We start from the raw sequence: 14,248 nt of genomic DNA, 5'->3' as shown, positions 1-14,248 counted from the left end.
CTATCTGGGGACCGCCTCAAAAGGGATCGTCGGGTTGAACACATCCAGCAGCAACTGGTGGAGTACCTCCCGGAAGGCCTCCAGCCTGGCAGCGTCCACCGCTTCATCTGCCGTGTACGAAGTCGTTTTATCGCCAAACCACTGGTACCCGGCACCCATGTTCTTGAACGAATAGATGCCGGCCTGAAGCTCCTGGATGCCCGATTCGCCCTGGTACAACAGCGCATAGCACAGGACCTGGAAGGCCTTGGCCTGGTCGGGGTCCGTGCGCAGGCTGTCCCATTCAGATATCCGAAGTTGTGAGGGGTCCACCTGGCCGGTCTTGTAGTCGATGATCCGTACCCTTCCGTCAACTTCCTCGATACGGTCAACGGTACCTTTAAGCCAAACCGGCAATCCCAGCCCGGGAACATGCAGCTCACGCCTTATTTTTCGCTCGACCCCGATGATGCGGATCTGCTCCCTGCGGGCCCGGAGCCTTTCGCCCTTGAGGAACAGGGACAGATGTTGCCTGAGCACCTGCAGGGCAATGAGGTTCCTGCCACGGGCTTTTCCATCCTTGAGGTAGTGTTTCCTGAAGGCCCGGTCCACCACCTCGCTGGATCTGGCCTCAAGCTCCTTGAGGTTCTGAGGGTCCAGCAACTGTCCTTCCAGGGGTAAGTAAAGGGTTTCCAGGGCGTCGTGCAGAACGGTCCCGAACGTATTGGCGGCAACCGTTTCTTCCAGCTGGTCGGATTCCGGGATGCCCAGCACATTCCGCCTGTAAAACAACAACGGGTCTGAAATGTACCGGGACAGGGAGGTTGGCGAGAAACCACTCACTGCGAGTTCCCCCAGCCGCTTCAAAAGATCCGGGCCTTTATGAATGCTCCTGCCCCCAGGTTGAAGGACCCCTGTATCCGGGATCGCGAATTTCATTTGGGTTTGTTTCCCGAGGAGGGGGTCGGTGCGAAGCTGGTTGATAAACCGGCTGGGCTCCCCGCCTTCCAGCACATCAGGTTCCGTATTGTAGCAGATATAGATCTCCCTGGCCCGTTGCAACAGCCGGTAGAAGTGGTAGGTGTAGACCGCATCCTTCTCCTTGTAGGTGGGCAGGCCAAATTCCTTTTTCACATCGAAGGGGATAAAAGAAGCATTGGATTTCCCGGAAGGGAGGATCCCCTCGTTCACCGAGGTGATGATGACGGTCTCGTAATCCAGGTTCCGGCTTTCCAGCATCCCCATAACCTGCAGTCCTTCCAGGGGTTCGCCCTCGAAATCCACTTTTTCGTCTGCCAGCAATTGCCGGAAGAGCAACTGGAGCGACTTGAGGTCCGTAATAAATGGATAGGCGCTGGTAAGCTGGATTAACTGGTTGAACAGTTTGTTGAAATGGAAGAGGTATTCCAGGCGCAACGGGTCGCCAGCTTCCTGGTAAATGGGTTTCAGGGCCAGGGTGATGTCTTCGAGGTTTTCAGCTGTAGGCAAGGGGGCGAGCGGGCCATCGGGCAATAACAGGTCCTTTATGGCTTTGGGGAATCCCATGGCCCCGATAGTGGCCGCATCGGCGAAAAACAGGTTTTCGCGGATCAGCATGGCCCGGGCCGCCCGCGGGTCGAAGCCATTCCCGGCAAACCACCCCTGCAGGAAGGGATGCCCGAGAAGGGTCATCAGTTGCTGCACCTTCCACCCGGATGATCCCTTTTCTATCCGCATATCCAGCAGCAGATCGAAGAGTTGGGCCAGGGGACTGTTACGGATCGGGTAGCTCATGGTTACGTTCACTGCCGGCAAACCGGCCGGGAGGGCATGCAGGATGGGGTTTAACAGGGTTTCGTCCCCAAGGACCAGGGCTGTCCGGTCCAGGGTATCCGGGTTTTTGCGGTGGAGCCTGCCGAGTAGTTCGCCACAGAATTTGGCCTGGGTAACCGATTTGGGGATACCTGTCAACTCAATCTTTTTTGGTTCGCCGAAATGCCGCTGAATCCCCCTGAGACCGCCTTTTAATGAAGGCCATTCCCTCAGGTGCTTTCGCATAAAATGCCCTGCGTCGTGGAGGGGGTTTTCAATATAATGGGGGTCGGCATCCCAATAGATGCGTGCCCCGGAATGTTCCAGCATATACTGGATCAGTTGGCTCTCGGCCGTATTCAGCGCATTGAATCCGACAAAGACATAATTAGCGGCTCCCCGTTCCCGCAGGTATTCGGGCAGACTGCCTGCCGCCCTGCGGTAGACCATGCCCTGATAACCCAGGCCCTCCTCTGCCAGGCGGGTGCGAAAGCGCGTGTACACCGGGCGAAGGTTTTTCCAGAAGGCCAGCTGCCGGTCAATCATCGGGGTACTGGTCCCGTCCGGGGTCCAATTGCGGATTTCCTTCAGCGCGGCGAGGGTTTCAAAAAGGCGGTCGGTAGCGACCAAATACCGGTCGATTTCATTGAAATCCTGCAAGAGGAGGGGAGCCCATTTGGCAAAATCGGAAAATGATTCGTTTTCCACCCCATCCTGGTCCAGATAGGCCTCGTAGAGACGAAAAATCAAATGCAGCTGCCCGGCATACCGCAATCCGGAGATATCGGCTACAAAGTCTTCTATACTCCAGATACGGGGGGAAATAAAGGTCTTTTGAGCCCGCTGCGCCATCCGGCTTCTCAGGAAAAATCCCGCACGTTTGCTGGGAAGGATAAACACAAAGGAAGTGGGATCCGCCTGCCACTCGGGAAGGTCGTCCAAAACGGAATCCAGGAATGACTGCATAGCCTAAAAATAAAAAAGCCCCGGCATTTCTGCCAGGGCTTTTCCAAGATTATCGGTTATTGAACTTAGTTCTTCACGAGGTTGATCTCAACCCGACGGTTCTGCGTACGACCGGCACGGGTGTTGTTGGTGGCGATCGGACGCTCTTCACCATAACCCACGGCCCGCAGGCGGGAGGCATCGATTCCTTCGCTGATCAGGAAGTCGCGTACAGAGTTCGCGCGCTCCTCTGACAGTTTTTGGTTCAGCTCGTTGCTTCCAACGCTGTCGGTGTGACCTTCAACGGTGAAGTTGCTGTTCGGATACTGATCCAGGATGCGGATGATGTCCACAAACACACGGGTTGACTCAGGCTTCAGGGAAGCTTTACCGGTGTCGAACAGGATGGTACGGGCATACTCGTTGAGCTGGGCCTGTACTTCTTCTGTTACCTCGGGGCAACCGTTGTTGGCTACTGTTCCGGCAACATCGGGACACTGGTCGTCTTTGTCGAGGACTCCGTCACCGTCGGTATCCGGCCAGGGGCATCCGTTGTTTTCAGCAGGACCTGCTTCAGAAGGACACTCGTCATCCTTGTCTGCTACACCGTCGCCGTCAGCATCGGGGCATCCGGAAAGGGCAGGCAGGCCAGCTTCGTTCGGGCAGGCATCGTCCTTATCCGCAACACCGTCGCCGTCAGAATCCGGGCAACCATTCATTTCCATGGAACCGGCCTCGTTCGGGCAGGCATCCTTGGCATCTTCGATACCATCGCCGTCAGAATCCGGGCAACCGTTAAAGGCTTCCAGACCGGCTACTTCCGGACACGCATCGTCTTTGTCGTAAATTCCGTCACCGTCGGTATCGGTTCCACCGAAGCGGATCGAAACACCGGCCAGGTGCTGGAAGTGCTTCACGCCGTAATCTTCAAAGGCGTGCTTGTATTGGGTCTGAACGGTCAAACCAAGGAAATCGTTGAACCAGTAGTTCAAACCAATACCACCGTTTACGGTACCGGCTCCGATTTCGTCAACCCAGGTGTAACCACCACCTATTTCAACAAAAGGATCGAGTTTGGTGTTCTTCAGAATGTTGTATTTGATTGTACCATCAACAGCATAGTGAGAAAGATCGTCGGCTTCTACATCCCCCAGCTTGGAAATGCGGTTCAGAGATCCGCGGACTCCCACTGAGAAACCATCGCCCACGTACTTGGAAACATTCACGTAAGAAATGGAAGGCAGGATGTTCCAGTGGTCGTTCAGGTTGAAGTACTCACTGAAAAGCGTACCAGTTGGGTAGGCCGCATCCGAATCATTGGTAGGATAAACGTCAATGGCGTTCATACCAAAGCTTATTTGCCAGGGATTATTCTCATCCTGTGCTTGTATGTTGTTAAACCCTAAGAGGAGTAGGCCAACAACCAATAATCTGCTAAGCTGTTTCATGTTCAAATTTTTAAGTTTAAGTGTTTATCAGAGGCAAATGTAAGTTGTTAAAGTTTATTAACAAAATCATATTCCCATTTTTTTCATGCTCAATCGCCTGTCTTTACAGGCCTCAGATGACCCCGAGTTCTGTGCCTACTTCCCGGAATGCCCGGATGGCTTTATCCAGGTGTTCCAGCTCGTGGGCGGCCGATAACTGCACCCGGATCCGCGCCTTGCCCTTGGGCACCACCGGGTAGAAGAACCCGATGACATAGATGCCCTTTTCCAGCAGGCGGGAAGCCATATCCTGGGACAGTTTCGCGTCGTACAGCATCACCGGCACAATGGCCGAATCCCCGTCCACAATGTCAAACCCCAGGGCTTTCATGCCTTTTTTGAAATAGGTGGTATTCCGGTCCAGCTTTTCCTTCAGGGAGGTATCGGCCGAAAGGAGCTCGAAAACGCGGATCGAAGCACCGACGATGGCCGGGGCCAGGCTGTTGGAGAAGAGGTAGGGGCGGGAACGCTGCCGCAGCATTTCGATGATTTCCCGCTTGCCGGTGGTATAGCCGCCCATCGCACCCCCGAGCGCCTTGCCCAGGGTCCCGGTAATGATATCGATGCGGCCCAGCACCCCTTTTTCCTCCAGGGTGCCTATGCCGTGCTCCCCGATGAAACCGGTTGCATGGCATTCGTCGATCATCACCAGGGCATCGTATTGCTCGGCCAGGTCACAAATTTTGTCAAGGGGGGCCAGCAGGCCGTCCATGGAGAACACTCCGTCGGTGACGATGAGCTTAAACCGGGCGCCGTCTGCGTTGGCCTTTTTGAGCTGCTCCTCCAGGGATGCCATGTTCCCGTTGTCGTACCGGTACCTCCCGGCTTTGCAGAGCCTAACGCCGTCGATGATGGAGGCGTGGTTGAGCGAATCCGATATAATGGCATCCTCCGGCCCGAGCAGGGGTTCGAAAACCCCGCCGTTGGCGTCGAAGCAGGCTGCGTATAATATGGTATCCTCCGTCCCGTAAAATTCCGCAATCGTGTTTTCCAGTTTCTTATGGATGTCCTGGGTCCCGCAGATAAAACGCACGGAAGACATGCCAAACCCGTGGCTGTCCAGGGCATCCTTTGCGGCCTGCACTACTTCCGGGTGGGCGGACAGCCCGAGGTAGTTGTTCGCGCAGAAATTCAATACCTCCTGCCCCGTGGAAATTTTAATGACGGGTCCCTGGGGGGATGTGATGATGCGCTCTTCCTTAAAGAGCCCGGCTTCACGGATATCCTCCAGTTCTTCTTTCAGGTGATCTTTTATTTTACCGTACATAGTTATAGTGTTTCTATTTTGATTCCGTTATCCGAGATGTAGACCAGCAGTGCGCGTTCGAGGCGGAGCCCCATTTCTGAGACGGCCCCTGCATAGGCCTGCACCTGGTCGCGGTGGCTGGCAGCGGGCAGGGCGGTTTTGTAGTCGATGACCACGGCACTGCCCCCGTCGACCACCAGGCGGTCGGGCCTCAAAATTACCTTATTTCTGAGAATGATGCCCCGTTCGTTGTAAATCTCCGGGCCTTCCCTGAAATACGGGCTTAATTCCGGGTGGCCCACAATCTGGCGGAGCGTGTTTTCCAATGGCCCGCGCTGGCCATCGGGGACGAGGCCTTCCCCGATCAGGCGGGGGACCACCCCGGGCAGGTCACCCGCGGTCCGGATCATGCTGAGAGCCAGGTGGAGGGTATTCCCGTACTTTTTGGCGGTCTCCAGGGGGCTGTCCCAGAGCCGGCCCGATTGGGTCACGATATGGAGTTGGGCCGACTCCCGGGACGAATACGCGAAGGCCAGTGGATCCCTGCCGGCCGTTTCCGCCACGGCCCGGCCCTGGCCCAGTCTGCCAAAGGAATAGGTGGTGGTATTGCCATCCCATTTTCCGAGGTGCTTCAGATACTGCCGGTACAGGTCCGTATAGCGGCGGGGCTCGGCAACCTCCTTTTCAGTCATGGGACCAGTGAGCACGAAAAGCGCCTCGACGGCACGGGTATGGGCAACGTACAGGACATTGTAGGCGTCCAGTTCCAGCTTCCCCCGCTCCTCCCGGTACAGGGCTGCTTCCATTTCCCCGTACGCTTCCACCTCCCTGCGGGAATTGATCTGCAGGTATGAAAAACCACAGTAGGTTCCGGGGTCCACGGGGACCCAGAGTTTCGGGTTCTTCTCCGCATAGATGGAAGAGTCCGCAAAGGGGAAGATGACCACGGGGAATTCCAGCCCTTTGGCGCTGTGGATGGTCATCAGGCGCAGGGCATCCGGGCTTTCGGGGGCGGCAATGCTCAGCTTGTCCTTTTTCGACTCCCAGTATTCCAGGAAGGTGCCCAGGGATACATCCCCATGCCGGGCTGCCTCCAGGGCATATTCCAGGAGCGCAAAAAGGTAGGCTTCGGACTCTTCCCCGAGGCGGAACTGGCGGATGGCCGTTTCCAGGATATCGTAGGCGGGTTTCAGGGCCATTTCGCTGGCGAAAAAAGACCACTCCTGTCGGAGCAGCCTGCCGGTATCCTCCAGGTGCCGGTGAATCCAGCTATGGGTTTCCACCCCGTCAGGGGCTAAAAACGAGAGGATGCCAAAACGATGGTTGCGGTCTTCCGGCTCCTCCAGGAAGTGCAACAGGTCAATGAGAAACGCCACGGCCGGGTGGTTTTTCAGCAGCAGGGTTTCCGAGGAGATGACCGGGATGCCCTCGGCCAGCAGGCGCTCGGAGAGTACCACCCCATCCCGCCGCCTGCGGGTCAGCACGCAGACAGACCCGTAGGCGTACCCGGCCTGCCGCAGGCGGGCGAGGATTTCGACGGTCCGGTCCAGGTAGGCGGCTTCCCGGTCCGGAGGGTCAGCATGCAGGAAACCGATTTCCACCAGTCCGGGATCCCGGGAATTAGGCAGTTGGCGGTTCCCGTCCCGGAAGAGCCGTTCGTAATCCGGGTTGCTGAGTTTCTGGCTTAACTCCGAAAAGAAATCGTTGTTGAACCGGACGATCGTCTCGCAGCTCCGGTAATTGACGGGGAGCTCATAGCCCTTGGCCTGCACCGAGAAGGGGTTCCCGGGCCCGCGGATCAGCCCGAGGAACTGTTCGGCATAGCCGCCCCTCCAGCGGTAGATGGCCTGTTTGGCATCCCCCACCAGGACGAGGGATCCGCGCTGTCCCTGCTCATCTTCCCCTTCCAGGGCATTGCCTATGAGGGGTACCAGGTTTTTCCACTGCAGTTCGGAGGTATCCTGGAATTCGTCGATGAAGTAATGCCGGTACTTTTCACCCAACCGCTCATAGATATAGGGAGCCGGCTGGTCCGCAAGTTCTTCGGAAATAATGCTGTTGAATTTTGCAACCGGCAGCAGGCTCTCGGCCTGTTCGATCCGTTTGAGTTCGAGTTGCAGCAGGCCCAGGACGGTAAACGGGGCACAGTTGGTATAGGCGTTCTTTAAAAAGGCACGATGCAGGACCAGTGTCCGGATCTCCTCAAATTTTCCGATAAATGCCGGATGCAGGCGGTCCAGGATTTCCCGGGGGGCTTCCTTGTTGGATTTGCTGTAGAGCGGCCGGTCGGCAAAATCCCTTTTCCAGGCCGCGTCGAAATCCTGGTCAAAATCCCCGTCGTGGATTTTTTGGATGAACTTCGGGAAATACCCCGCGTGAAAATCGGTGGTTTCCAAACCGTTCCCTTCAATTTCGGCCAGTATCTCCGCGGTCAGCTCCAGCAGGCGGGCCTTACAGGCTGCCTGCCCCCCTGCGAGCTTTTCCCGGAGCCGCAGAAAATCGGATATCCCTTTCCCGTCAAAGGTTTTCAGGTAGGCCGCGTGGTTTTCATTGAATAGCAGTTTCCCGGTTTCTGCCAGGTCCCGGCCAATATCCCAACTGCGGTCATCGGCGGATTTTTCGAGTGCAAAATCGATGAGTACCCGGGTGAGTTCCGGGGCCTCTCCGGCCTGCATGATCAGGTTGTCGACGGCCCGCTCCAGCAGGGCATCCGAATCCAGCACCACCTCAAAACCCGCGGGAAGCTGGAGGTCCCGGGAAAAGGTCCTCAGGATCCGGTGGTTGAATTTATCGATGGTAGAGACATCGAAAAAAGCGTAGTTATGCAGGATTTCCTGCAGGACCCGGGCGGACCTCCGCGCCAGGGTTTCCCGGTCGGTACCCAGGTCTGCCTGCAGGTCGCGGAAAAGGCTGGGACGCTCCTGGTCAGTGCGGGTTGCCGCAAATGCTTCCAGGCTGTCCAGGATCCGGTTTTTCAGTTCTCCTACCGCCTTGTTGGTAAAAGTAATGGCCAGGATTTCGCGGAAAGGCTGGCCGCCCCTGCCCCCGAGAAGCAATCGCAGGTACTCCCGCGTCAGCGTGTAGGTCTTACCGGACCCGGCCGATGCACTGTATATCCGGAATGGTTCCAAATCAGACGTCATAGCCTGCAAAATAAGCAATACCGCAGGGTTCTTAACAAATAATTAGCGGAAAGTGTTTGTTAAAATCCGTAGTTTTGGTAGACAACGATTTCTAACGCAAAAACCTGAAAACATATGTCATTTCAACTTCCGAATTTACCTTATGCGTACGACGCCCTGGAGCCGCATATCGATGCGCGCACCATGGAAATCCACCATACAAAGCACCATAACGGCTACACCTCAAAGCTGAATGCGGCGATAGAGGGGACCGGCCTTGCGGGAAAATCCATAGAGGATATCCTGAAGAACCTCGATATGAACAATACGGCGGTCCGGAATAACGGAGGTGGCTTTTTCAACCACTCCCTGTTCTGGAAAATCCTTTCCCCGGACGGGGGAGGAAAGCCTTCCGGTGACCTCGGCAAAGCCATCGACAGCGCTTTCGGATCCTATGAAAAATTCAAAGACGCTTTCAGCAACGCGGCAGCCACCCGTTTCGGATCCGGTTGGGCATGGCTCTGTGTCCACCCCGGCGGAAAGGTGGAAATTTGTTCCACCCCGAACCAGGATGTACCGTTGATGCCCGGAGTGGGTTGCGGCGGATACCCGATTCTGGGGATCGATGTCTGGGAGCATGCCTATTACCTGCATTACCAGAACCGGCGCCCGGAGTATATCGAAGCGTTCTTTAACCTGATCAACTGGGGAGAAGTGGCGAAGAATTATGCAGCGCATAAATAATATCCCCGTCTCGTAAACGAGCCCCGGCCCTGAGCCGGGGTTTTTTTTTGGCCCGGCGTAAAATCGGCTGCCGGCGGGAAACAGAAAAGGGCAGAGAAACCCTGCCCTTTTCATCCCAAATCTTACCATAAACTTAACCTACTTATGCTATGGCAAATACTAAATTACTGGTATAAAGAGAAATAACAAAGAAAATTGACAATTATTTAAGGAGCAGATGCCCAAAAACGGGGGCCAAAAGGGGAGGAATACTGAGGTTTGGAAGGATAAACGTTTGACGCTCAACATAAAAAAGGCAGAGTAGAAACTCTGCCTTTTTCCCCAAATCTTACCATGAACTTAACCTACTTATGCTATGGTCCTACGAATATAATGCAGGGGGTTCCACCGGGAAAAATGAATCGGTTGAACACCGGTTAAATCCGTTGAAATGCAAGGGGGAGTGGAAGCTTCTTACGTGTGGATAAAGGGAAGTGCGCCCGCTGTGCGAACTTTCTCCCTTGTATGGACTGGAACCCGATGGGGGGAAATAAAAAAGGTGGATAAGAATCCACCTTTTTTGCCCCAAATCTTACCATGAACTTAACCTACTTATGCTATGGCGAATCTAAAGTAGTGGGGTTCCTGTCGCCCCCGCTGAGAAACCCGCTGAAATACCCAAATTATCGATGAAATGCACTTTTTTATGCATTTCATCGATTTATACACTAATAGGCCCGTTGGTTTTTCCCCTCGTAAAAGTTGATGAATGCCTGGTTTACGACGCGGTTTCCCCCAGGGGTGGGGTAGTCGCCGGTAAAATACCAGTCTCCAAGGTTGTCCGGGCAGGCCTTGTGCAGATTGCTGATGGTCTGGTAGATGATCTGGACTTCGGCTCGGATCTCGGGCGGGCTCAGCAATTCTGCGATCTTGTCGGAGAGCTCCTGCGTCTTGAAAGCGGCATAAAATTCCTTTACGTGGTTAATGGCTTCCTTATCCTTGTTGGTTACCTGCGCCTTGCACTTCCTGTAGATATCCTCTACCACGTGCATGGTCCCCCGTTCCCTGTGGAGTTCCAGGGCAGCGCGGAAGGCGATAAAATCCTCCAGTTTGGCCATGTCGATGCCATAGCAATCCGGGTAGCGGATCTGGGGGGCCGAGGAGATCACGATGATCTTGCGGGGCTCCAGGCGGTCCAGTATGCGGAGGATGCTTTTTTTAAGGGTCGTCCCCCGGACGATACTGTCGTCGATAATGGCCAGGTAATCGCCTTTGGCCACCGAGCCGTAGGAGATGTCGTATACGTGTGCAACCAGGTCGTCCCGGCTGCTGTCCTGGGTGATGAAGGTCCTGAGCTTGGCATCCTTGATCGCCACCTTCTCAATACGGGGCCGCACCTCGAGGATATTGTGGAGTTCTTCCCGGGTGATATCCGGCCCCAGGGCGAGGATCTGTTCTTCTTTTTTGGCGTTCAGGTAATTCTGCGCCTCCCGCAGCATCCCCAGGAAGGAGGTCTCTGCCGTGTTGGGGATATAGGAAAAGACCGTATTCTTGATATCGTGGTTGATCGCCTCCAGGATCTGGGGGAACAACAGCTTCCCGAGTTCTTTCCGCTCCTGGTAGATTTCCTTGTCGTTGCCGCGGGAAAAATAGATGCGCTCAAAGGAACAGGCCTTTCGCTCCCGGGGCTCCTGGATTTCCCGTATGCGTACCTCCCCGCTTTTCTTGATGATGATGGCGTTTCCAGGGGGGAGTTCCTTCACCTCTTCGTAAGCCGTATTGAAGACGGTCTGGATGGCAGGCCGCTCCGAAGCCACCACCACCACTTCGTCGTCGGCGTAATAGTAAACCGGCCTGATCCCCGATGGGTCCCGTAGGACAAAGGAATCCCCATGCCCGAGCAATCCCGCCATGGCGTAGCCGCCATCCCAGTTCTTGGACGATTTCCTCAGGATCTTGGAAACTTTGAGCCTTTCGGCGATCTTGGGCGAGGCTTCAATTTTAGTATAGCCCTCCTTCTTGATCTGCTTGTAGATCTTGGAAACGGCATCATCCAGGAAGTGCCCGATTTTTTCCATCACTGTAACCGTATCGGCCAGTTCCTTGGGATGCTGCCCGAGTTGCACGAGGTTGTCGAACAACTCGTTGACGTTGGTCATGTTGAAGTTGCCTGCCACGATCAGGTTCCGGTGCATCCAGTTGTTTTGCCGGAGGAAGGGGTGGACGCTTTCGATGCTGTTCTTGCCAAAGGTCCCGTACCGGACATGGCCCAGAAGCAGTTCGCCCACGTAGGGGATGTTTTTCTTTTGCCATGCCACATCGTCCACGGCCTCCGGATGTTCCTTTAGGGCGGTGTTGATGCGGGCATTGATCTGGTCAAAGATATCCTGTATGGGCTGGGAGGCGTTCGAACGGACACGGCTCATGTAGCGTTCCCCCGGGTGCATGTCCAATTTGATGCTCGCGAAACCGGCCCCGTCCTGCCCGCGGTTGTGCTGTTTCTCCATCATGAGGTACATCTTGTTTACCCCGTAGAAGGCAGAGCCGTATTTCTCCTGGTAGTACTCCAGGGGTTTGAGGAGGCGAATGAGGGAAATCCCGCATTCGTGCTTGATGGCATCACTCATAGGATCGCAAAATTAATAAAAGCCCGCATACCGGGCTTATTTTACTTCTATATCGAATTGCGTCAGTTCCCGGAACCGGTCGAGTCGCTCATCGATTTCCTGCCTGTTTAAATGGGTCAGGCGCTCCGTCCCAAAACGCTCCACGCAGAACGACGCCAGGTTGGAACCGTGGATCACCGCATTGCGCAGATTGTTGAAGGAGATGTTTTTTGTCTGGGCGAGGTATCCGGTAAACCCGCCGGCAAACGTGTCCCCGGCCCCTGTAGGGTCGAATATTTCTTCCAGCGGCAGGGCAGGGGCAAAGAAGATCTGTCCGTCGTGGAAGAGCAGTGCCCCGTTTTCGCCTTTTTTGATGACCACATACCTGGGCCCCATCTGATGGATGGCCTTTGCGGCGCGGACCAGGGAATATTCCCCGCTCAGCTGCCGCGCCTCTTCGTCGTTGATGGTGATCACATCCACCTTCCCGATTACCCGGGCCAGTTCATCCGGGGTGTGGTCCATCCAGTAATTCATGGTGTCGAGCACCGTAAGTTTCGGGCGGTCTTCCATCTGGTCGATGACGCTGAGCTGTATATCGGGGTGGAGGTTCCCGAGCATCAGGATATCCGCACTCCGGTGCGCACCGGGCACTACCGGCTTGAAGTCGGCCAGGACATTCAGTTCGGTAGCCAGCGTATCCCGCATGTTGAGGTCGTTGTGGTAGCGTCCCTTCCAGAAAAAGGTTTTCCCCCCGGGGACCACCTCGATGCCGGAGGTGTCAATCCCCCGTTGGCGGAAGCCCTCCAGGTATTTTTTCGGGAAATCGTCCCCGACCACCGAAACGATGGCGGAATCCGTTCTGTAATGCGACGCAGCCAGGGCGATGAAGGTGGCGGCGCCGCCGAGTATCTTGTCTGTCTTTCCGAAGGGGGTTTCGATGGCATCAAATGCCACGGTTCCCACTATCAATAATTTCCCCATAGGGCCTTTTTCCCGATTGTGGTGCAAATATACGCTTTTGCATGGCGATACAGTCGGGCTTCGGGCGGGAAACTTACGCTACTTGCGCCCGAAGTCCGCGGGGATTTCGCCCCAAGCCCGGGTTTCCCATTTTACGATGGGGGTCTTATAGGAATTCGTCTCCAGCCAGCGCACTGCCCGGCGCACCAGGTCGAAGAGTTCCCGGTTGGCTTCGGTTTCCTCCAGTTTGGTGTTGCAGTGTTTCTTGCGCACCCAGCTCATGGCCGTACGGGAATCGGAATAAATGACGCAGTCCACACCGGCCTTCTTAAGGTAGGCCAGCGCATGGACAATGGCGAGGAATTCCCCGATGTTGTTGGTGCCCTGCTCAAAGGGGCCTTTGTGGAACAGGCGTTTTTTCGTCCGGGTGTCCACCCCCTGGTATTCCATCCTGCCCGGGTTGCCGCTCGAGGCGGCGTCCACCGAAATGGAGTTCGGGTTCGGTTTGCCCAGCCTCGCCAGCTGGGAGGCGGGTACCGATTTGGACTTTTTCTTTTGCGCCACTGCTTCCCGGTAGCCGGACCGGTAGGCCATTTCCGCCTGGCCCCGGGAGGGGAAGCCCATATACTGGGCGCCCTTGACACCGGTTATCTGCTTTTTGCAGGCATCCCAGCTGGTATAGACCCCGGGTTTCTTTCCCTTCCAGACTACATAGAATTTATTCTTTTCAGCCATTGGCGGGGAATAACAGGGATTCGATGGCCCTGGGGAAAAACTCGTATTCCAGGGCGTGGACCTTCCCGGCTACGGTTTCCGGGGTATCCCCTTTTGCCACCACGACGGATTCCTGAAGGATGACTGCCCCGTCGTCGTAGGCCTCGTTTACATAGTGTATGGTAATCCCGGTGCGCGCATCCCCGTCCCGGACCACGGCCTCATGGACGCGCATGCCGTACATCCCCTTCCCTCCGTGGGAGGGGAGCAGGGCAGGGTGGATGTTGATCATCCGGCCCTCGAAGGCCCGGACTATCTCTGCGGGAACCTTCCACAGGAAACCGGCCAGTACCACCAGGTCCGGTTCAAAAGACCTCAGGACGCCTGCCATGCCGGTTGTATCCGATAAGGCTGCCCGGTTGAAACCGTAGAAAGGGATGCCGAGGCGCTTGCAGCGTTCCACCACCCCGGCACTCAGGTTGTTGCCGAATACGGCCCGTATGACCACCCGGGAGTCGTCCTGAAAGTAATTCGCAATGTTCTCAACGTTTGAGCCTGATCCTGAGGCAAATAAAAGAATATTTTTAGGCATTTTGGCTGTTGTGTCCGGGGGCCGGAGTTTGGAATAAAAGTACAATGGCTGTTGGATATATCGGTATTTTGGAGTACATT

Annotated in this window: 9 protein-coding genes; 1 reads left to right on the top strand and 8 read right to left on the bottom strand. The window is 55.6% G+C overall.

Features of this window, described 5'->3' with window-relative positions; genetic code table 11:
• The 4 genes from H7F20_RS01890 to H7F20_RS01875 form a co-directional block, all read right to left on the bottom strand.
• Complete coding sequence (locus H7F20_RS01890) at positions 1 to 2,736, bottom strand: PD-(D/E)XK nuclease family protein (RefSeq protein WP_185784455.1); 2,736 nt, start codon at positions 2,734 to 2,736, stop codon at positions 1 to 3.
• 65 nt (positions 2,737 to 2,801) lie between these two features.
• On the bottom strand, positions 2,802 to 4,163 hold the full coding sequence (locus tag H7F20_RS01885; protein WP_185784454.1) for an OmpA family protein: 1,362 nt from the start codon (positions 4,161 to 4,163) through the stop codon (positions 2,802 to 2,804).
• Between the two features lie 112 nt (positions 4,164 to 4,275).
• Entirely contained in the window at positions 4,276 to 5,469 is a 1,194-nt protein-coding gene (gene kbl / locus H7F20_RS01880) for a glycine C-acetyltransferase (protein ID WP_185784453.1), read from the bottom strand.
• A gap of 2 nt (positions 5,470 to 5,471) precedes the next feature.
• The gene (locus tag H7F20_RS01875; RefSeq protein ID WP_185784452.1) at positions 5,472 to 8,591 is read right to left on the bottom strand and encodes an exodeoxyribonuclease V subunit beta; all 3,120 of its coding nucleotides are present in this window, start codon (positions 8,589 to 8,591) and stop codon (positions 5,472 to 5,474) included.
• A 114-nt stretch (positions 8,592 to 8,705) separates the two neighbouring features.
• On the opposite strand from H7F20_RS01875, the gene H7F20_RS01870 reads away from it, so the two are divergent.
• On the top strand, positions 8,706 to 9,314 hold the full coding sequence (locus tag H7F20_RS01870) for a superoxide dismutase (RefSeq protein ID WP_185784451.1): 609 nt from the start codon (positions 8,706 to 8,708) through the stop codon (positions 9,312 to 9,314).
• Between the two features lie 707 nt (positions 9,315 to 10,021).
• On the opposite strand, the gene H7F20_RS01865 is transcribed toward H7F20_RS01870, so the two are convergent.
• The 4 genes from H7F20_RS01865 to H7F20_RS01850 form a co-directional block, all read right to left on the bottom strand.
• Positions 10,022 to 11,920 (bottom strand): amidophosphoribosyltransferase, encoded by a 1,899-nt coding sequence (locus tag H7F20_RS01865; protein WP_185784450.1) that lies wholly within the window; start codon positions 11,918 to 11,920, stop codon positions 10,022 to 10,024.
• A gap of 36 nt (positions 11,921 to 11,956) precedes the next feature.
• Positions 11,957 to 12,883: a PfkB family carbohydrate kinase gene (locus tag H7F20_RS01860; RefSeq protein ID WP_185784449.1), complete on the bottom strand. Its 927-nt coding sequence runs from the start codon at positions 12,881 to 12,883 to the stop codon at positions 11,957 to 11,959.
• 78 nt (positions 12,884 to 12,961) lie between these two features.
• Complete coding sequence (locus H7F20_RS01855) at positions 12,962 to 13,597, bottom strand: viroplasmin family protein (RefSeq protein ID WP_185784448.1); 636 nt, start codon at positions 13,595 to 13,597, stop codon at positions 12,962 to 12,964.
• Positions 13,590 to 14,168, bottom strand: coding sequence for a phosphoribosylglycinamide formyltransferase (locus H7F20_RS01850; protein WP_185784447.1), 579 nt, complete (start codon positions 14,166 to 14,168; stop codon positions 13,590 to 13,592). Before H7F20_RS01850 ends, H7F20_RS01855 begins: the two co-directional genes overlap by 8 nt.
• Positions 14,169 to 14,248 lie beyond the last annotated feature (80 nt).

Origin of the sequence: Robiginitalea sp. SC105, assembly GCF_014243345.1 — a bacterium.
Classification (GTDB): domain Bacteria; phylum Bacteroidota; class Bacteroidia; order Flavobacteriales; family Flavobacteriaceae; genus Robiginitalea.
The sequence above is the reverse complement of the archived record's forward strand: the minus strand, read 5'-3'. Positions and strand labels throughout refer to the sequence as shown.